The organism is Leptolyngbya sp. FACHB-261, assembly GCF_014696065.1.
In the GTDB taxonomy this organism is placed as follows: Bacteria; Cyanobacteriota; Cyanobacteriia; order FACHB-261; family FACHB-261; genus FACHB-261.
In genome coordinates, this window is record NZ_JACJPL010000027.1 from 1 (window position 1) to 20337 (window position 20337).

At 50.2% G+C, this 20337-nt stretch carries 18 protein-coding genes; 8 read left to right on the forward strand and 10 right to left on the reverse strand.

Annotation, left to right across the window (positions count from 1 at the left end; genetic code table 11):
* The 3 genes from H6F94_RS19745 to H6F94_RS19755 all read left to right on the forward strand — a co-directional run.
* Window positions 1-541 (forward strand): WD40 repeat domain-containing protein (locus H6F94_RS19745; RefSeq protein WP_190803978.1); only part of this gene is annotated, 541 nt, incomplete at its 5' end.
* A 354-nt stretch (window positions 542-895) separates the two neighbouring features.
* The gene (locus H6F94_RS19750; RefSeq protein ID WP_190803979.1) at window positions 896-1117 is read left to right on the forward strand and encodes a hypothetical protein; all 222 of its coding nucleotides are present in this window, start codon (window positions 896-898) and stop codon (window positions 1115-1117) included.
* A gap of 263 nt (window positions 1118-1380) precedes the next feature.
* The gene (locus tag H6F94_RS19755; RefSeq protein WP_190803980.1) at window positions 1381-2088 is read left to right on the forward strand and encodes a potassium channel family protein; all 708 of its coding nucleotides are present in this window, start codon (window positions 1381-1383) and stop codon (window positions 2086-2088) included.
* Here H6F94_RS19755 and H6F94_RS19760 read toward each other — a convergent pair.
* Entirely contained in the window at window positions 2054-3670 is a 1617-nt protein-coding gene (locus tag H6F94_RS19760) for a cation:proton antiporter (protein ID WP_190803981.1), read from the reverse strand. The two genes, H6F94_RS19755 and H6F94_RS19760, sit on opposite strands and share 35 nt — an antisense overlap.
* A gap of 214 nt (window positions 3671-3884) precedes the next feature.
* Between H6F94_RS19760 and H6F94_RS19765 the strand changes: the two genes are divergently transcribed.
* A complete protein-coding gene (locus H6F94_RS19765) occupies window positions 3885-4223 on the forward strand; it encodes an ion channel (RefSeq protein WP_190803982.1) in 339 nt (112 codons plus the stop codon).
* Window positions 4224-4441: 218 nt separating this feature from the next.
* Here the strand turns inward: H6F94_RS19765 and H6F94_RS19770 are convergent, their stop codons facing one another.
* A complete protein-coding gene (locus H6F94_RS19770; protein WP_190803983.1) occupies window positions 4442-4930 on the reverse strand; it encodes a type II toxin-antitoxin system VapC family toxin in 489 nt (162 codons plus the stop codon).
* Window positions 4927-5265, reverse strand: a complete 339-nt coding sequence (locus H6F94_RS31775) for a hypothetical protein (RefSeq protein ID WP_199320556.1) — start codon at window positions 5263-5265, stop codon at window positions 4927-4929. Before H6F94_RS31775 ends, H6F94_RS19770 begins: the two co-directional genes overlap by 4 nt.
* Window positions 5266-5795: 530 nt before the next feature.
* On the opposite strand from H6F94_RS31775, the gene H6F94_RS19780 reads away from it, so the two are divergent.
* Both H6F94_RS19780 and H6F94_RS19785 read left to right on the forward strand, forming a co-directional pair.
* Window positions 5796-7418, forward strand: coding sequence for a C1 family peptidase (locus H6F94_RS19780; RefSeq protein ID WP_190803984.1), 1623 nt, complete (start codon window positions 5796-5798; stop codon window positions 7416-7418).
* Between the two features lie 28 nt (window positions 7419-7446).
* Window positions 7447-10203 carry a WD40 domain-containing protein gene (locus H6F94_RS19785; RefSeq protein ID WP_190803985.1) on the forward strand — a complete coding sequence of 919 codons (2757 nt, stop codon included), beginning with the start codon at window positions 7447-7449 and terminating at the stop codon, window positions 10201-10203.
* A 163-nt stretch (window positions 10204-10366) separates the two neighbouring features.
* On the opposite strand, the gene H6F94_RS19790 is transcribed toward H6F94_RS19785, so the two are convergent.
* Complete coding sequence (locus tag H6F94_RS19790; protein WP_190803986.1) at window positions 10367-10744, reverse strand: hypothetical protein; 378 nt, start codon at window positions 10742-10744, stop codon at window positions 10367-10369.
* 670 nt (window positions 10745-11414) lie between these two features.
* Between H6F94_RS19790 and H6F94_RS19795 the strand changes: the two genes are divergently transcribed.
* The gene (locus H6F94_RS19795) at window positions 11415-12644 is read left to right on the forward strand and encodes a hypothetical protein (RefSeq protein WP_190803987.1); all 1230 of its coding nucleotides are present in this window, start codon (window positions 11415-11417) and stop codon (window positions 12642-12644) included.
* A gap of 14 nt (window positions 12645-12658) precedes the next feature.
* Window positions 12659-12760, forward strand: a complete 102-nt coding sequence (locus H6F94_RS19800) for a DUF4351 domain-containing protein (RefSeq protein ID WP_313949336.1) — start codon at window positions 12659-12661, stop codon at window positions 12758-12760.
* Window positions 12761-12763: 3 nt separating this feature from the next.
* On the opposite strand, the gene H6F94_RS19805 is transcribed toward H6F94_RS19800, so the two are convergent.
* The 6 genes from H6F94_RS19805 to sfnG form a co-directional block, all read right to left on the reverse strand.
* Window positions 12764-13081: a hypothetical protein gene (locus H6F94_RS19805; RefSeq protein WP_190803988.1), complete on the reverse strand. Its 318-nt coding sequence runs from the start codon at window positions 13079-13081 to the stop codon at window positions 12764-12766.
* Window positions 13082-13307: 226 nt separating this feature from the next.
* Window positions 13308-15131, reverse strand: coding sequence for a PAS domain-containing sensor histidine kinase (locus H6F94_RS19810; RefSeq protein WP_190803989.1), 1824 nt, complete (start codon window positions 15129-15131; stop codon window positions 13308-13310).
* A 386-nt stretch (window positions 15132-15517) separates the two neighbouring features.
* Window positions 15518-16522: a hypothetical protein gene (locus H6F94_RS19815; protein ID WP_190803990.1), complete on the reverse strand. Its 1005-nt coding sequence runs from the start codon at window positions 16520-16522 to the stop codon at window positions 15518-15520.
* Window positions 16523-16553: 31 nt separating this feature from the next.
* A complete protein-coding gene (locus H6F94_RS19820) occupies window positions 16554-17330 on the reverse strand; it encodes a cysteine hydrolase family protein (protein WP_190803991.1) in 777 nt (258 codons plus the stop codon).
* Window positions 17331-17421: 91 nt separating this feature from the next.
* Window positions 17422-18636 (reverse strand): SfnB family sulfur acquisition oxidoreductase, encoded by a 1215-nt coding sequence (locus H6F94_RS19825; RefSeq protein WP_190803992.1) that lies wholly within the window; start codon window positions 18634-18636, stop codon window positions 17422-17424.
* A gap of 133 nt (window positions 18637-18769) precedes the next feature.
* Window positions 18770-19867 (reverse strand): dimethylsulfone monooxygenase SfnG, encoded by a 1098-nt coding sequence (sfnG, locus tag H6F94_RS19830; RefSeq protein ID WP_190803993.1) that lies wholly within the window; start codon window positions 19865-19867, stop codon window positions 18770-18772.
* Window positions 19868-20337 lie beyond the last annotated feature (470 nt).

The window sequence follows — 20337 nt, forward strand, 5'->3', positions numbered from 1 at the left end:
CAGTGCCAGCTTCAGCCCAGATGGCCAGACGATTGTTACCGCTTCTTGGGACAGAACGGCCCGCCTCTGGGACCGCTCCGGCAACCAGCTCGCTGAACTCAAGCATCAGGGCAATGTCACCAGTGCCAGCTTCAGCCCAGATGGCCAGACGATTGTTACCGCTTCTTGGGACAAAACGGCCCGCCTCTGGGACCGCTCCGGCAACCAGCTCGCTGAACTCAAGGGACATCAGGGCTCTGTCAACAGTGCCAGCTTCAGCCCAGATGGGCAGACCATTGTTACCGCTTCCGCTGACAACACTGCTCGTCTCTGGGACCGCTCCGGCAAGCTGTTAGCCGAGATCAAAGGTGCCAACAGTGCCAGCTTCAGCCCGGATGGCCAGACTATTCTCACCGCTTCTGCTGATGGCACTGCTCGCGTGTGGCCTTATGACAACTTGGATAGACTGCTAACGCGGGGCTGCCAATGGCTTGAAGGTTACTTGATTGCCAGTCCCGAAGATTTGGAAACACTAAAGGTTTGCCAAAAGCAGGCTCATTAGTTAGAGAACCCGCATTCACTAAGCCCTGACAAGATTTAATCACTGAGTCAAAAAAACTACTTGCCAAAGCGCTTACTTTGCTCTACTGTTTCATATCAGTTCAGTCTTCAAAGCGCCGCCTAGAGGCCGATGCAACAGCCCTAGGCGACTGACCTCCAAGTTGGTGTTGAGCCAACCAGGAAGCTACGGTGGAGTTTAGCACTCCGTCCGGGGCCAACCCCATTCATTGAAAGCCGGTCAGGCAGGGGAGCCTTGAACCTGAAGCGAAGGGGTAATTCCATAACAGAATTACCCCTTTAAAAACTGGCTCAACAATTAGCCCCTGCAATGGCTCCAAGCCAAGGATTTTTACTAATGACCCAAACCCCAGCCGCAACCTTTAACGAAAGCGACTTCAACATCCTGCTAATCCTAGTCGAGCGCTATACCCTCTCCACCGTCCTTGCCGCCCTCAGTCGCATTTGCCTACGCCAAGCCGAACGCTTCGAAACCACACAGCAAAGCCGAGAAACCATCCGCGAATGGCGAGAAGACGCCAGCATTTTGACCAAAGCTTTAATCCAACTCAACCATTAAAAACCTCACCCAAAAAACCTGCCCCCAAAGCTACCGTGCGAAGGCTTAATTAAAGTTGAGGAGGCAGGTTTTCTTGAAGGATTTTTTTAAAGATGCCTCTTAAAGAAGAGCCAACCTACAACATGGCAAGACATGCCACACAAAAAACCCCAAAAGATTCTAGTAGAGGTCAAACCCCTCAACTGATCCACAACAAGACGGCTCTAGACCTATTGAGGCATGATTACAAAAGAGCACAACCGTAGCTGTGTAAGAGGTAAGCCATGTACGTGTTGATCGGCGGCGCAGGCATGATGGGACTCCATCTCGCCCAGAAGCTGATGGAAATGGGGCATACCGTTGCGGTTCTCGATACCGATCCCCTGGCCTGTCGTTATGCCCGTGAGAAAGTCGGCGTCATGGCCTTTGAAGGCAGTGCCGTCAGCACCAGTGTCTTGATCGAAGCAGGCATCCGCAGAGCCGATTCCATCGCCGCAACCCTGGGCAGCGACGCCATGAACCTGGCCCTAGTCACCCTGGCCAGACACTACGGCGTGCCTCACATCGTTGCGCGCATGAGCGACTCCGACTTCGAAGAGCCTTATCGCATTGCTGGCGCCAGCCACGTAATCAGCACCATGGAACTGGCCGTCAACACTATGGCCAACGCCATCGAATACCCCCAAGTCGAATCGATGATGCACTTCGAGCAAGGGCAGGTAGAGGTTCTAAAACTGCCAGTCCCAGCCCACTGCTACGTGGTCGGACGCACCGTGGCTCGCATCGCCCAGGATCCCCGTTTTCCCCAAGGGTCTTTGATTATTGGCTATCAATGCCACGCTTGTGCAGATCTGATCATCCCCAACGGCAGCACCGTCCTGGAGCAGGGCTCCACAATCCTGGTCGTCACCAAGCCTGAGCTCGTCCACCAGATGATCGACTTCATGGGCATCGACACTAATCGTCTTCCAGCCCCAGCAGTTGCTCGTTGAGGTCTTTGAGATAAGCTTGCACGATTTCCTCAGAGACAATGCGCTTGCGCAGAGCATCACTGACCGCCCCCTTTTCAGCCAGAAGCAACCGCCGCCGAATGGCATCGAGTTTAGAGCGGTCACCAGGAACCGCTAGCGACTGTTCCGACCGTTGGTTATACAAGTCCCGCAAAATTCGTTCAGAAGTCGCCACGCGGGACTGGTAAGCCGCTCGCATTTCTTCGTAAATTGCTTTCGGTAAAATGCCTGCTTTCAAAAGACTATCCAGCTCATCCTGAGCCGCTTTAGCCGTAATCAGTCGCACCTGAAGCTCATCGACCTGCTGACGCACACTGGAGAGACTCGCTAACTTCAAGCGTTTCACTAACCAGGGCAGGCTGATCCCCTGGCCCACCAGCGAAACTAACACCGTACCAAACACCAGGGCGATCAGTTGCTCCCGCCCCGGTAAAGTTGCCGGCAAGCTCAGTGCCAGAGCCATCGACAGCGAGCCCTTGATGTTGCCCAAAAACAGAACATGCTGCCAAACCAGGGGAATCGGACGGTCAAAGAAGCGCAGCAGCGCCAGCAACGGGTAGACAGAGAGCGCCCGCCCCACCTGATAGATCAGAACCGCCAACAGTACTGCAGGCAAGGTTTGCCACAGGGTAATCAGATCAACTTCTAAGCCAATCAGCAGAAAGATAAACGTATTCACCCCGAAGCCCGCATATTGCCAGAAGCTATACAGGGTGACTTGAGTAGAGGCTGAAGCCGATTGCGATAGGCCAAGATTGCCCACGACTAGCCCCGCCACAACCACCGCAACGGCACCTGATACTCCCAAGAGATGACCGACTTGAAATGCACCTAAGGCCACCGCCACCGTCAGCAAAATATCACTGAGGGGATCTTCCGATTGCCGAAACAAACCAACACTGAGATAGCCCAAACCCAGCCCGACTAAAGTCCCTCCCATAATCACCACAAACAGCTCTTGTAATCCACCTAAAAAGGTTATTGAGCCAGTGACGTGAACATTGGTGAGTAGGGCAAATAGAACTAGCGCAATGCCATCGTTGAGTAAACTTTCGCCCTCAACAATCGTTGATAGCCTAGAGGGAACCGACACTTCTTTAAAAACAGCAATCACGGAAACAGTATCAGTGATCGCTAGAATCACACCGACAAACAAAGCAGGTAGCCAAGCCAGACCTAAACTGAACTTGATTAAAACTGCAGTAACCCCCGAGGCCAGTACAACTCCCGGCCCTGCCAAAATTCCGATTGGTTTGATGGTGCTGCGCAGACGGCTGATATCGGTATTGATCGACGCTTCAAAAATCAGAATCGGTAAAAAGAGGTTCAGAATTAGTGAAGAATCCAAACCAATTCGACGCGGTAAGAGTTCAGTAATCGCCAATCCTGCCAATACCAAACCGGTCACGTAAGGGACTCGCAGCCGTTGAGTCAGCAGGGCAACGCCCGTAGCAACTAGTAACAAAATAATCAGAATGATCACTAGCCCAGAAACATCTCCCTGGCCGTCGCTGACGGAGACAGTAGGGCTTGCTAGAAGCAATGGTTCCAGAGGCTGCATCATGAGTCTCAATCTAGATGAACGTTACAGGTCAGACCAGGTTCCAGGATACCGGGTTCAGGCAGCCCCGCAACTTTTGAGGCCATTTCAAGGGTTCAAATTCCAATACAGTATCCCTCCACGCAGCTACAGTTGCGAGAAGAGATACAATGCAGTCACCTTTGATTTAGCCAAGCCTATGAATTTTAGATCGATAGCTCGCTGGCGTAGCTATTTAATGCAAATAGCACTCATTTCTTTGGCGATTGTTATAGGCTTCGCGTTTTGTTACTGGCTTGCTGAGCATCTTGATTGGGGTCATGTATTAACCCGAGAAGGCAAACGAGAAACTGCATTTGCTGAGCTTCTCTACTTCAGTATGGGCACCTTTTTTCGCATTGGTTATGGCGACCAGGTGCCTACGGATCTCTCCCGTTGGATCGTCGGTTTAGAAGCCCTCTGTAATTTTTTGGTTACGTTAGTCTATATTGCTCAATTAGTCGCTGATTCAATGGAACGCTCCATCGTCAATAAGACCAGAGAGCGCCTGGAGAATCTATTCGGTCGTTATGAATAGCCGTTATGAATAGTCGTTATAAACAAACTATACAAATTTTCTCAATGAGAGCTAAATCAAAACCCCTCCCAACATCTCCTTGGTGACAGGAGGTTGAGAGGGGTTTGATTCAGCAGTTAAAAAGTGAGTTGGTGTTATTCCTTCTGTCTTAGAACCTTTCGGGGACACTCTCTATTGCACTTGCCCAATTCAACAACAGTCCAGGTTTAGGTCCAGGTTCAGCTTTCGAGGTAAGGGGCGAAGTGGTGATTTTCGGAAGCTTGCTCGCTTCTGGACTCAGTTTTGCTAGAGGTCTGATCTTTGAGGAGAGCATTAAACCCCTCTTGGACAAAATGATTGTCCGCCGTCAGGACATCGGTTAGCTGATGGCTGCGCATTGTCTCCATTGTGATGCAGTCAGTCAGGCTATAGCCCTTACTGAGGCGCTGTTCATAGAGTTTAAGGCCCGACAGAAATGAGGCACGGGTTTGCGGCAAGACCTGAATCGAAGGATTGTCGAGGATGCTTTGCACCATCAAAACGGCCCGCTGTTTCATCTCAATGCCGTAGGAGGCAAAGAGGCTAAGAAACTCGACCAGGACTTCATCTGTAGTGATGAGTTGGTGCTGGTAGAGGGACTGGCTGACGGTTTTGGCTTTCCGGTGATATTGGTCTCTGGGATTGGCAAGTGCGACCCAGTAAAAGGTATCGGCAAAGACAGCTTTCATGCCTCGCGTACGGGTAGACCGTAGAGGTAATGGTCGTGCTGAATCGAGGCGTCTGCCGGCAGTTGGCTCAACTCCTCCTCTGGCATACCTGCCATAATCTGGTCAAAGATTTCCCAAATCGGTTGCTTGACTGGTTTGACGAAAGCAATCGTCAACAGTTGCAGCTCGGATTCGGTGTCTTCGAGTTGCTCGGCAACTTTACGCAACGCTAGGGCTTGGACTCTGGTAGTGGCTTGGCCTTGGCTTTGACCATAGGCCAGCACGTCAGGCATTTCAGCGACTTCTGCTAGCCAACGCCCGTCTGATTCCTGTACTAGCTCGACTGTGAAGTTCATGGGACCCCAAATTCGTGCTTACACAATCAGCGTTAATACGCCTTTTCGCCTTCAGGGAGGCGTCTCGATTTGCCCTGATGCTCTAAGAGTTCAACACAAAAGCTTCACGATCCGGGCTTTTTGCTTCATCGCGCCAGCAATTACCAGCAGAATCACTCCAATGGGTGACTTTAGAGGCAGCAAGCGGAGACAGAAAAAACCAGATCTGCTCAACGAACAAACCTGCCATGTTAGTCCCTGATCCAGCCCGGTGATTCAGTATTTTTGTTAACTGGCAGAGCGCTCACTTATTCCTTGAGTTATAAGGAGGCACAGCTTGCAGCTCACTAGGGTTGATCTAATGGTGCATTTGACTACCTTGAGAGACTTAATGGAATACAATTCTTTTCGAAAGACTAACCAGATTCATCTAACAGCTCTCGATTCAATTCTCAAGTAGCTTCTCAGAATCAAGCAGGCTCAAAGTCATAACGGCTTTTGAGCGAACAAGCACACAAGATATTTCCCAGGAAGAAGTCAAGGAATTTAAGATGATGATAGCTACGACAGGGACAAGTCTGACTTCACCTAAGCAGGATGATTCGAAGCTGGCAGATGTCAAGGATGAGAGCAAAAAACCAGTTTCAGTCGCAGCAACATTAGTTCAGAACAACGCTTTACCTGAACTAGACAATTGCTTCTATTGTCAGCCCTCGCTTCCCCCACAGCCCTTTCTAGACGCTCTCACAAAAGCATTCGGTCAGCACTTCAGTCGAGTAGAAGAATCTGCAGCTTCTCGGGAGCTGATTATTTTCATCGCGAGTAGTGTGGCTCGACTGATTTCACCGATGAGAACTCCCGATGGAGAAGCGCGTGAAGGGGCAAAAACAAAGATTAGAGAACTCGAAGAGGATGTCAGCGTCTGTGTTGGTTGCCTCAAAAACATTATCAAGAGCGATCTGGAGAATTTCCTTAATGCAAGAAAACAGGTTAATGCAGAAAAACAGGACGAGGAAATCAGAAAATATATTAGAGACCTCATTAGAAACCTCGAGAAATTAATCGAATATTGGATTAAGGAGGATCTCTTTAAGGACTTTATGGCTAGGAAAATAACGGGAGCTGAGATGATCTCCGCAAGCCCGGCAGAGGGAAATATTGTGAATTTATTTTCTAAGCCGTCTACTGAAAAGGCAGGTCCGATTCCGAAGACCATACTTCAAATTGCAGCTAACCCTGGTGCAGAGGGACTTGAGCACAATTATCTACAAGTCCCATACACCGGATTAATCGGATTAATCGAACCAATCAAACCAATCAAATTAAAGGCACAAGACTTTTTAGCTCTACCGAGTTTCATTGATCTCAGCAGCTGGTGTACGCATCCAGTTTCAGAGCAACCCTCAAACCCCCCCGACGCTTGCGCAGCCTACGCTGGTACAGCGTTGATGGAGTATTTCCAAAATAAGAAGGCACCTAAGGAGCAGCCGGGAACTGCCAGCTTTAGGCCCTTTATTGCCTCTAAAGCTTTTCTCTATAAAACCACCAACAATTTATTGCCTGAGGGTGTTGGCGCCTCGATTCAAGCCACGATGAAAGCTTTGTCAGAGTTTGGTGTTCCGCCAGAGCAAGCTTGGGCTTCGACAGTAGAGAACTTTCAGGAATCACCTCCCTCCTCCGTCACCAAACAAGCGCAGAACTACAAAGCAGAGGCTTACTTCCGTCTGGACCGTCCCAGGCTGTCTAAAGAAGAATTATTGGCTCAAATCAAAGTTTCGTTAACTGCAGGTTGCCCTTGTCTATTTGGGGTCAGACTCCACGATTCGGTGCCTGAATCCTCAAAAGCAACGGGATACCTTTTATATCCAGATAGCACCCTTGAGCTTGCCAAAGACAAAGGCCATGCCTTGCTTGCGGTCGGTTATGATGATGCCAAACAGATCGGCAAGACTTCGCCAGGGGCTTTGTTGGTTAGAAACTCTTGGGGCGAAGACTGGGGAGTAAAGGGCTACGGTTGGCTCCCCTACGATTACGTCCTGAAAGATTGGCAGGGAGAACCCCTGACTGCGGATTGGTGGTCCTTTCTGAAGGCCAAGCAGAATGAGGGTAAGCAGTTTGAGCTGACCTCACTTTCTGACTGGAGGCAACATATTGGCTGGCCGAAAAGAAGCTAGGGCTGAACAGAGCTAATTTTAAACCGGCATGACTACATCTAGTTCTCTAGCCTCTGACCCCGATCAAGCAAAAACTAAGCTTGATGTTTTTGTGTCTTACTCCCGTAAAGACAAGGAGTTTGTTTGGAATTTATGCGAAGCGCTTAAACAGCACAACCGACGGGTTTGGGTTGATTGGGAAGATATTCCACCAGGAGCGGACTGGCGCGAGTCAATCGGTTCAGGAATCATCGCAGCCGATACCTGTCTGTTTGTACTGAGCCCGGATTCGGTAGTGTCTAAGGAATGTCTTGCTGAGCTTGAGTATGCCATCCAACACAACAAGCGCTTAATTCCAGTGGTCTATCGAGACGTCAATGACAGCACTGTCCATCCAGTGTTGGCAGCGCTAAACTGGGTTGTCTTCCGGGATGGGAATGATTGGCAGCTTGCGCTTCAGACCTTGCTGAATGGGCTAGATACAGACTTGGCTTATGTGCACACGCACACTCGTCTGTTGTTGCGGGCTCAGGAGTGGGACCAAAAAGCTCGCAATGACTGCTTCTTACTGCGGGGTCATGACTTAGAACAAGTGGAACGCTGGCTGGCTCAAGAAACCGCCAAAAATCCTAAGCCTACGCCTCTGCAACGGGAATACGTTATTGCCGGTCGGCTAATTGAAACCAAGCGGCAGAAGCTCATGTTGGGCAGTGTAACCGCAGCACTCATCCTCTCAACCGCTTTAGGCCTGGTGGCTTTTCGGCAGTACCAGATTGCCGAAGCCCACCGTCAAGAGGCAGTGGTTCGGGAAATCGAAGCGCTAGGGTTTTCCTCAGAGGCGTTGTTTGCATCTGGCCGCAAGTTTCAGGCGCTAATCCAGGTACTCCGAGCGGGCCGTCAGCTCCAACGAGCGACTTGGGCTAAAGCGGAAACCCGCGATTCAGTTGTAGCGACGCTGGGGCAGGCGGTGTCTCAGATCCAAGAAGCAAACAGTTTGGTTGGCGCAGACGACTGGGTTTCTGGGGTAAGTGTCAGCCCTGATGGACAACTGGTTGCCGCTGCTAGCTTTGACAAAACAGTGCGACTCTGGCAACAAAACGGCCAGTTGCTCCAAACCCTGCGCGGTCACACAGACCATGTCAATGGCGTGAGCTTTAGCCCTGATGGGCAAATGCTGGCCTCCGCCAGTCGGGACAAAACAGTGAAGCTCTGGCAACGGGACGGCAAGCTGATCAATACCCTGCGCGGGCACGGAGCTGAGGTTTGGGCCACGGCTTTTAGTCCCGATGGGCAAATGTTGGCTTCGACCAGTGCAGACGGCACGGTCAAACTGTGGCAGAAAGACGGCAAGCTGATCAATACTCTGCGTGGGCACCAGGGCATTGTCTATGCAGTCAGCTTTAGCCCAGACAGACAAACCCTTACTTCGGCCAGTGCAGATAGCACCGTCAAGCTTTGGCAGAAAAACGGCAGGCTGATCAATACCCTGCGTGGGCACCAGGGCATTGTCCACGCAGTTAGCTTTAGCCCCGATGGGCAAACCCTGGCTTCTGCAGGGCAGGACGGGACGGTCAAACTTTGGCAGCGGGACGGCAAACTACGCGCCAGCCTTAGTGGGCACACCGATCGGGTTTATGACATGCGCTTTAGCCCCGATGGGCAAACCCTGGCTTCTGCGGCAGCGGATAAAACCATACGGCTTTGGAAGCTGGATGGCACACCAATCACAATCCTTAGAGGGCACGATGGCGAGGTTCAATCGCTCAATTTCAGCGCCGACGGCCAATTTCTAGCTTCCAGCAGTCGGGACAGTACGGTGAAGCTTTGGAAGCTGGATAACCCCTTGCTGACTGTGCTGGCTGGGCACGGAGATGACATTAACAGTGTCAGCTTCAGCCCAGATGGGCAAACGCTAGTCTCGGCCAGCACAGACCAAACCATTAGACTGTGGCAACGCAATGGCAAGCTGATCCGAAGCTTTGGCAGCGGACACGGTTGGGTTATCAGTGCAGGTTTCAGCCCGGATGGTCGGCGGATTGCTTCGGGCGACGAGGACAATACAGTGAAACTCTGGAACTTGGATGGCACCCTGTCGAGAAGTTTGGGCGGTCATCAGAGTTGGATCAACAGCATCGCTTTCAGCCGTGATGGGCAAAGGCTGGCCTCTGCTAGCGAGGATGGCACAGTAAGGCTCTGGCGGTCCGATGGCACACCATTGACTGTTTTGAGAGGGCATCAGGGCGATGTGTTTGATGTCAATTTCAGTCCCGATGGGCAAACCCTGGCTTCTGCCGGTCTCGATTCAACTGTGAAGCTCTGGCGCTTGGATGGAACGGTCCTGGCTAGCTTAAAGGGGCATGAGGGCATTGTCTACCGGGCTAGCTTTAGCCCTGATGGCAAAACTGTGGCCTCGGCGGGAGCGGACCATACCGTCAAGCTTTGGCAACCAGACGGCACTCTCGTGAATACGCTCAAGGGGCACAGTGCTGAGGTTTATAGTGCGCGGTTCAGCCTGGATGGTAAGACCTTGGCCTCGGCTGGGCAGGACAATTTGATCAAGCTCTGGCGACCTGCTGATGGCAGTTTAGTTGCCACGCTCAAGGGGCACAGCGCTAATGTTGCTAGCCTGAGTTTTAGCCCTGATGGGGCAATTCTTGCCTCTGCCAGTTCAGATGATAGGGTGCTGCTGTGGCACTGGCAGGAGTTCGAGCTGGAGAAGCTGCTGGAGCACAGCTGTGCTTGGCTACACGACTATTTGCAAACCAATCCCAATGTGTCTGCGTCTGACCGTCAACTTTGCCAGTGAGCGCAGATTTGCCAGTAGACACGAAGAGTAGTGTAGATAGCTGCTTTGGCCCATACTTGGCTGAAATCATTTTGTTTGCAAAAAAAGCGCCTCCCACTATGGCTTGGGAGGCGCGCTGTTCACACGAGGATTATCTAGGAGTCACTCACCAGGTAACACTTGCTTAGCTCGTTTGAGCTTCAGCCCCAGTTTTGATTCTGCCTTTGGCCTGTCGGCGGGCACGCTCACTCTTGCGAACACCACCCGCCATTTCGTATTCGCGGCTGTCTTGACCATAGTGTGAGGCGATGTCAAGCAGGATTTGCGAACTCAGGGTTGCTAGGGATTTCTCTAGTTCCACAAGCTCTGTCTGAGCTGAATTAACGATTGCTAAATTGATGTTGTAAGCGATTTGCTTGATCCGCAGTTCATCAATTGCGGTGGTGAACTCGCTGAGAGTCCGTGAGCCGCTAAGGGTGAGGCCCAAACCAATGGCTTTTAGTCCAGCCGAACGTTGCTCGGCTTTTTCCAACACTTTGGAGCTACGGGTCTTACGTGGCATTTTTATTTACCTCCTACTGGGGTCGCTGATTTTATATTTCCCAGCTTCCTCAAGCGCCATCTCTGGATAATTTCGGAACTTTTGTCTATGGCAGGCTTGTCCTAGGGGTTTCTTCAGTAGTTTTCCTGAGAAAATAATTTGAGAGCTACCTTCGCAAATAAATTAGTGGCAAACGTTACGACATTAGTGGCAAACGCTACGACATTAGTGGCAAATGTTACGACGTTACTGGCAAACGCTACAACATTAGTGGCAAATGTTACGGCGTTGGTGGCAAACGCTACGACATTGCTGGCAAATATCGATTTTTAGCCAATGGCGAGAAGGATGGGGGACACGGCTGTCCAAGCTCAGGGTTGGCCCAGGTGCGAGGTCACCGGAGCATTCAGAAGTCACAAAGGTGATCTCCAAGTTCTGGATTACTAATATCGAGGAGCCAGCAGTGAGTCTCTAAGGGACAAATCATAAAGCAAACCTTAAGCAGGTTATCCGTTAAGAGCCTTTTTGGGGCTGTCTGTAGCTAAGAGGCTCAATTTTTTAAGAAGCTATGCTTGCTGGATTACCTCACTCTGTAGGTCAGTTTAAATGACGTATGTTAGACTCGCGGAAAGCAATTGGCAATAAGCCAAGAATTGAGATCTAATAGACAGCGTTGAAGGGGGGAGATTTTTTGAACCATCAGCACGGGTCTTACGGGAAGGTACCAGAATTTGCCAAGTACATTGAGGCTGTGCCTCAAGAATTTGTGCAAGCTTATGCTCCATGCAAGGGGATCGAGTTTGCCAAATTTGGCACCGGAGCAATTAGAGCCACACAGGGCATTGAACTGGCTAAAGCAAGAGGCGTTGAATTTGTCAGAGCGAGTTCCGAATTAGGGAGGATAGCTCAGAGCATTCAGGGTTTGACGAAAGCTTCTGCTACAGCTCAGTGTACGAAGCTTGCCAAAGTGGATTCTGAACTGTCTGGAGCAAGGCGGAACTTTGTTGAGCTGGCTAAAGAAAAAAAACCAGTTCTTGAGCTAGCTGAGACTAGATCTCAAATCCTCGGAGCAACGCGAGTTCTTGAGGTAGCAAAGGCTAGCTCTGTGATCAAAAATACGGTCCAGCTTCTCGATCGCGCTTCGATGTCCTTAGCTATATGTAGAGGTTTTACAAAGGCTTCTGATATGCCTAATCCTGAACGAGCTTTAGCAAGGTTTGATATCCCAGGCATTGAGGAAGTGCTCTCGATGCCTGGTTTGGAACGGACTCTAGCGGCACTTGCTAAGCCTATCAGGACCGAGCAGATTTTTTCTTCCCCAGGGAGAAGGGTACAGGTACGCTCTGTCCCTGGTCATTTAAAGGTGGAAGAGAACAGGAGTGGAGAAACTCCTGTCACGTATCTTAATTCTGTAGATGAGAAAGCCTTATCGCGAATCTTTACCGCTATATGGTCCCTAAGGGCTAAATGCAACGAGGCTTCTAGAATTTCTGGTGGACCGGAGATCTTTAAACCGACAACGAGAAATAGTCTTGAACCGGTTGAAAGGTTACAGAAATTTTGTGAAGATAAAATGTCTTTTGCAGTTCTTGTAGACGATCTTTATTTTATTTTTTACGAGGGCGCAGGAAAAGATAATTTACGTTTCTTGCAGGAGAACGGGGGTTCCCTTGATAAAACTGATTGCGAATTCATCTGGTGCATTAAGTACCTCAGAAATAAGTGGTTGCGCCACGATCCTGATCATGGAAAAGAGGCAAAAATTCAGAGCGACTGGAGCAAAATCCAAGTCGAGCTAAACTGGCTTGGCCTAATGAAATCTCCTATTGATGCAGATCACTTTCGCCATTTAAATTTGCGTCTACTGCAAGAAGCAGAAGCTTTTTTGAACAAGCTTCTTGAGAGAATGGCTAAAGGATAGAGCAAAATCTAGCAGTGGCTCAGCTAGAAGATTTAGCTGAGCCACTGCTAGATTTTGCCGATGCTACCGACTTAGTGAACTGGTTGCAGACTGCGCAGGCTCAAGAATCAGGCTAGCGCCTATCGCGTCGATTCCAGCTTGCGGAGCCGCTCTCGCAGTTCCAGCTCCTCACTACTCACAATCTCTTCTAAGTTGGCAACTCGCTGCTCTAAGGCTTCAGGCAAAGCCAAACTACTTTCAGAACGCTTATTAGTAGAACGCCAGACTAAAGCTGTACTGATTGCTGTGCCAACCACAATCGTGGAAGGCAACGCCACACTGTTCTTAACAGGCCCGAAGATTAGACTCAGAGCCAGCATTCCGGTTCCATAGGCCCAAATCTTTTGGGTAGCAGCAAGCCGAACATCTTTGGGCTCTTTCGCGTGTTTGCCAGCCATAAAGCTACCTGAGTACTGGATCCGTTCTAATCCTGTCAGGAAGCTCTCAAACACTGAATCACCCGACTGGGTGAGCCAAAGGCACAAAATCTAGAGACAAGCTGGAGCGAAACTGATACCTACTCACTGTTTAATCGCTACCCATTTGACCTCTCCCAACTTCCCCTTGCTAACTAAGCAGGAGAGGTGCCGTAGGCGGTGAGGTAAGTTTTTATTCGTCAAGCTGTCACCGTGCGGAGAGAGGTAGCTCTAGGGTGAAACAAGTTTGACTCGCGCTGCTCCTCACTCGGATAGAGCCGTTGAGACGGTGGACGAGTTTCTGGACCAGTGCCAGCCCCAGCCCAGTTCCCCCTTGTCGCCAAGGGTCAGTGCTAGGAACGCGATAGAACTTCTCCCAGATATGACCTAGTTCAGAGGCAGGAATCTCTACCCCTGAGTTAATCACCTGGATCTGAATGTTGCTTGAGCTAAGCCGGACTCGAAGAGTGATTCGTTCTCCTGGGGGCGTGTACTTGCAGGCATTATTCAATAACTCGGTCAGAATTCGCTCTAGGGACGAGGAGTCACAGATCAGTGGTGGAAGGTGGTCAGGTAAATCAACGAGCAGAGCCTGCTGGCGCTTTTGGACTCGCTCCTCGAAGGGGAAAATTATTTGGCGCAACCAGTTCTGAAGCTGAATTGGGGCCAGAACTAAAGGTTCAGAGTCTGACTCCAATCGTTGCAGGTCGAGGAGGGTGTTGATAAGGTTTATTTCTCGCTTACACTCATCTTGCAAAACTTCGAGGTACCTACTTACTTTGTGCTTGTCTACCTCTGTCTGATCTGTCCCAGAAGAAGCTGAGCCTTTCCGCTCTAGGGTGGCCTTGAGCATCTCAATAGCCATTCTCATGTTGGTGATGGGAGTGCGTAGCTCGTGAGAAACCGTGCTCAGAAAGTCATCTTTGAGTTGATTAAGCTTTCTAAGTTCTGCCACATTGCTGTGGAGAGCCTGTTCTGCTTGTTTACGCTGAGTAATGTCTTGAAAATAGACAGACAAACCTTGACGGGCCGGGTAGGCATGGACTTCAAACCAACGGTTAAGGGGAGTGTAGAACTCCTCAAAGGCAACGCTGATCCGTTGTGAAACTACCCGCTCATACTGCTGATAAACAGACAGCCCCATTGCCTCAGGAAATGTTTCCCAGATATTCTTGCCCATCAATTCGTTCTGGCTTCTCTGCAACAATTGCTCTGCTTGCGGGTTGAGATAAGTAAATCTCCACTCATCATCAAGAGCAAAGAAAGCATCGGTAATGCTTTCGAGAATGTCAGTAATTTGCTGATTTGCGGCTAGCAACAGTGCTTCATTGCGCCGACGCTCCGCCAGCTCTGCTCGTCGTTCAGCCCTACTCTGCAACTCCCGCCGGACTCGCTCTTGGTAATGCGCAAAAAACTCAGCTAGACCTGGTTCATCAGCCACCAAGGCTCCTAGATGATCTTTCACTCGCTGGTCGGCTTCATAGACCAATTGGGGGTGAGCCTCCACCCAGCCATGGCACATCTTGACATAGGTGATGAATACCACCAAGTGCTGGTAGTTTAGAGACCCGAGCAAGCGTCCCAATTCTCTTCGACAGCGCTCAGCTTCCTCTCGCTCCAGCCAGATCCAGATGGCACAAGCCAGTAAGCTTGCTTCAAGTTCTGAATTCGCTGCTGGCCAAAGCGATAGGATGTCCGATTTGCACTCCAGCACTTGCAGATGTTGCTCAATATCTGTTTCTGTTGGTGGCGGTGCTTCCAGGAGAGCTAGCACCTCTTGAGCCTTCATACTCAAAGGGCGCAGGACGCAACTGTGGCAGACCACACAGTATGGAACTGTGCAATAGCGCGAGAGGTAGGCAAAGAGCTTTTCCTTAAACAGGGCAGGCAGAGGGTTGTTCAAATAGGCAAACAGCGTTTGTTGCCAGAGATTTTCCAGCACCTCAGGGTTTTGAAAGGCTGGCTCGAAGAAAGGGGGGACAAAGCCAGATCGAGCCTTAATTTCCGCCTGAATTTGCTCGCTGGTCCGCATTGAGGGCAAGGGTAGGAGGAGGAAGGGTTCACACTTGCGCTCAGCATAATCCAGTAGCAAATGACTTGTAAGCCTTTGCCCGAATATCAAACGGCTTCGTGACCTAGGTTAAGGTCTCTAATGGTTTCAGGAGAGAAATACCCAGTTGACCTAGATCATCAACTAAACCTTGATGCTTGATGCCTTAATGCTTGATGGTGATGCGATAGAGGCAAAGCCTAAGCTTGAGCAATCCTCAGAGATCAGGAAAAACACTCTGGTAACACCAATTCTCCAAATGAGAGCTACCCATCAAAACCTCACCACCTATACGGCGAAGTTTAGCATTTCGCTAGGGCAACTGTTCTAGAACTCTACACAGAGGCAGCAAGTTTCAACTTTGTTGCTTAATGCTCATCCTGCCAAAGTCCAATCCCGTCATACAATCCCGGAGCCATCAAAAACACTTGGACCCAGAGAATATTGAACCACCAGTAAAGACCTTGAATGATATTGTCTTGACCGAATATGGACACCGTCAAAGCGTAGAGCACAATTGTCAGAACCAAACTGGCAACCGTTGAAACAATGCCTTTAAGCGGCTGAGCTAACTGCGCGAAAGGCCACATATTGAACTGCCAGAGCAACCCTAGCCCCACCGTTGTCCAAATTGCCGCAAAAGTTGGCCCTGTTGTGGTTGTAAATAAATCCAACCCAGCTTGCTTCAGGAACAGCGCCATAATCAGGGTGAGCAAAATTACCGCACCCGTGTGGATTAGCCCTAAACGAGGTTGCTCCAGATCTAGCTTACTGAGCGGCCAGCGCTCAAAGAAACTGCCGAAAACCGTTGAAGTTGGATACCAATACCAGGGGATGTAAAACGGCTGGAGACCCCAGATTTGAGGCAAGAAAGTGAGCGCTGGCGCAATGAAAAATACGGCGAAAAAGATATTGAGAAAGCCGCTGACCGGGTGCCAGTTACGCACTTTATCGGTGGTGACAATCGTATTGTCAAAAAAGAACAGACTGGCAGCCACCGCAATGATCGCCGTCTGTCCCCACAGCCCCGCAGGCGTATCCGCCAGATTGCCCTGACCAGAAATGTATTTCCAAACTTCTCCCGTCAGGTACGACAGAACCAACAGCACTGTCAAGTTAACGCTTCCCCGTCCCCAACGAGTCGTTGAAAAGCGGTCTCCAGGATAACCGTTCAACGAGAATCCCAAGTGCCACCACCAAACAAAAAAGATGGTGATATAGAGCAACTTCGACGTGACATCGAGCCGCAAAATGGGACCCAGCACGACATCAAAGATCAGACTAACCGCACCAATTACAGCGATAAACAGAATCCCTTTAAACGGCTGACTTTTCCAAAGGGATTGCCTGAGGGCGGAATTGCTAACACTCATTGATTTTCTCCTGCCCGCTTAATGCGTTCCTTTAATGAGCGGCTGAGGCTAGTCTGCGATTGGCTGTCCGCAGTTCAACCGACCGCCCCAACAACTCAACAGCAGTCTCCGCTGAGATTACCGGCGCAAAGAACGTGTTAATCCGTCGCAGTGCGGCAGGTTCATCTTCCTGGTTCTGGCAGGCACAGGCATCCCCAATCACGATGGGTAAGAAACCGTGGTCCCGCGCCGCTCGCGCATTGCCTTCAATGCACCAATCGAGATGAATGCCCGTGATTAGAAGGTTCCGAATGCCCCACCGACTTAGATAAAGCGGCAGAGTAGTGCCAATAAACGAGGACTGATGGGCAGTCTCAAAAAACTCAACATCATCCGGTCGTTTGAGCGATTTCAACTCATCTACCAATTCCCCGTCCCAGCGTTTTTGCTCCTCGCTCCAGTCACGGTAGGGCTCGTACCAGGTGCGATATTGAGCTTCATCAAAGACAGTTTTAGGGTAGCTTTGCCGAAACACGTCGTAACCAATCCAGAAGAACTTCGCGTCTGCGCTTCGTGCAGCCTCAGCGACTTTGATTGTGTTTTCCAAGCTCGGGCGTTCCCATTGTTTTTCCCGAGCCTGAGCCCCTTTAGGGCTGTAGAGACTATTGTTCTGGCTGATTGAAAGAAAGGCAGTTGGCTCCGCCAAAATCGCAGCCAGATCCAGGCTCTGCCATTGCGGATGGAGTTCAGGCAAAGGGGTTGCCAATTTCTGAGTGCCATTAGTGCTGAGTGGGGTAGTCTCAGAAGCTGGCCGTTTGAGTTGTGACATGGCTAATTCTTCTTACGAGTGTTGGGTGATTAGTATCAATTCAAAATTGAGCGCTCAATTTATAGATTGATCAGTGAAGGAAGTGCGGCTCCTAAAGCCAGGGATGACGAGGCGGATTCACGCCATTGAGGAAGTAATTACCAACCGCGTAGTATTTCCAACGCACCGGATCGTGCAGCGTATGAGCGCGGGCATTGCGCCAGTGACGGTCGTAGTTGTACTCCTGCAAAGTCGATTTAGTACCCGCCAATTCAAACAGCTTATTCGTTGCTAATAAAGCGGCTTCTGTGGCTAGCGCTTTAGCTTCGGCTACGGCAATAGAGGCTTCTACAACCTTGGCTTCCTCCAAGCCAGGGGCATAGGCGAGATCAATAAATTCACCTGCCCGGCGCAGCAGTCCCTCCGCTGCATGCACCTGAATCACGATGTTGCCCAGGTTATAGAGGGTGAGCGGGTCTTCGTAGCCATGCTCCTGATTGCTGTCCACCCAGGGGCGAGTGTAATTGCGCACAAAATACAAAGTATCGCGCAGGGCTGCTTTGGCAATGCCCACATCTACAGCGGCCTGGATAATCTGAGCAACAGCACCCATTGGCGTCGCCCGTTCAAAGGCCAGATAGTGGGGAATCACATGGTCTGGTTTTACCTTGACGTTCTCCAAAATTGTGGTGCCGCTGGCTGTGGTGCGTTGGCCAAAGCTTGTCCAGTCATCCAACAGGGTCAAGCCTTCGGCATCCCGCTCGATAAAGGCAACCACTGTGCGACCCTCTTCATCAGCCGCAATAGTCGGAATCCAATGGGCTAACAGGGCTCCGGCAGAATAATATTTGCGCCCATTGAGTACGTAGCCATCGCTGGAACGGGTTAGCTTCGTCTGCACATCAGTGACAGATTTCGTGCCAATTTCTGAAAAGGCATTGCCAAATCGCTTACCTTGCAGCACCAGATCGAAGAAAAAGCGCTTCTGCTCTTCTGTCCCATCCAGGCGAATCGCTTCCACCATGTACAGGTGGTTCTGAGGAATTTGTCCCAAGCTGGGGTCAGCCTCAGAAACGATTTTGATCATTTCCGCTAGCGTGGCATTTGATACGCCTGCACCACCGTATTCTTTGGGCACAATGATGCCCCACAGCCCACTTTGCGAGAACTTTTTCACCTCTTCTAAAGGCAGGCGTCGCGTGCGATCTCGCTCAGAATCACCCTTCAGAAACTCAGCCGCAAGTTCCCTGGCAATCGTGATTGCCTCTTCGTCACTCTGAACGACATGGGCCTTGGGCTCAACCCCAATATTGACTAGAGTCGTCATCCTGGTACTTCCCTGTATTGTGGATTGCTTGATTATTTGTTTGCTGCTGACCGTTTGCACTCACTGGCCGTTTGCACTCACTGGCCGTTTGCGCTCATTGGGTATTCATTGCAGCACTAGTCATTGCAGCGATTTAGACAGACACTAACTCTTCAGCAGGACGGCGACGGGATTCTAACTGCCGGACTAATGGAATCACATCGCGGCCAAAAGCTGACAAGTCATCGGAGTAGTGCAGGAAGCCGCCCAAAATTAGATCCACACCCGCTTCATGGAATTTCTGAATCCGTTCAGCCACCTGTTCTTTGGTGCCAATTAATCCAGATCGGAAACCATCGTTGTACTGCACCAGATCTTCGAAGTTGGAGTTGGCCCACATGCCCACTTTCTCGCGAGTCGAAGAGCCAGCCTGTTTTACGGCTTCACCAAATCCTTCGACTGCTTCCTTATCAGCTTTAGCAATGATTTCGCGGAGTACTTCATGAGCTTCCTGCTCAGTATCCCGCACCAAAACAAAGGCATTCAGGCCAAATTTAATCTGACGTCCTTCCTCACGGGCCAAAGCAGAAACTTCTGCAACTTGCTCCCGCACACCATCGATTGTATTGCCGTTCATGAAATACCAATCGGAGACCCGACCGGCCATCCGTCGCGCTGCCTTAGAATTGCCCCCTTGAAAGATTTCCGGGTGCGGATTCTGATTCACGGGCCTGGGTTTCACCCAGCCGCCATTAATGCGATAGAAATCACCTTTAAAGTGGAACTCATCTTCAGTCCACAAGCCTTTGAGAACCCGAATAAATTCTTCCGAACGCCGATAGCGCTCATCGTGATCGAGCCAGGGTTCACCATAGATCGTGAATTCACCCTTGAACCAGCCACTGACCACATTTAGGGCAAATCGCCCTTTAGAAATGTAATCAATCGTGGCCCCCATCTTGGCAACGACACCCGGATGCCACAGCCCAGGGTGAACAGCAGCAATCAACTTCAGCTTCTTCGTCACTGATGCTAGCGCCGCCACGGTTGTCAGAGCTTCCAACTGGTACTCTGCGCCGTAACTAGCAATAAATCGGGCTTGTGCCAGGGCATAGTCAAAGCCCACTTCCTCAGCAGTTTGCGCCAACCAGGTGTTGTAGTCATAAGTCCAATCAGTATTCTGAGGAATTTTGCTGACTACCAACCCACCACTGACATTAGGAACCCAATAGGCAAACTTGACATCTACCATGACCCATCCTCCACGTTATAAACCGACTGATGATTCTCGGATTTATTTCTGATCCTTAAGAATTCCACCCAAAACAGTTAGGTATGCCGATGGAATTCTATTTAGAGACAGAGCAATCCACGAAAAGTCAATCAAGATAATGTGTTTTTCAGCTGGGAGGTAACTTAACACGGCACTTTTTGGAAAGCAAGTAACTTCTACTACATTTTTTGCTTGCTTTCTTTGAGGCTCACCGAACAGACAGTTCAATGAGCCAAATCGTGATTATTAGGCTTACTATGTAATTCTTCAAAAAAGTGGCAGATAGTCCCAATGAACCATCTGCCACACCTAGTGGAGGTTGGACAAAGCTATGGGATTGCTCGAACTAGCCGGCCTGAACTAGTTCTTTAGAAACTGGCTTAGCTCTTGTCATTGTTTTTACAAAGCCAGCCAGTGAATACTTCAGTAGATCAACTTCATCTACCAAG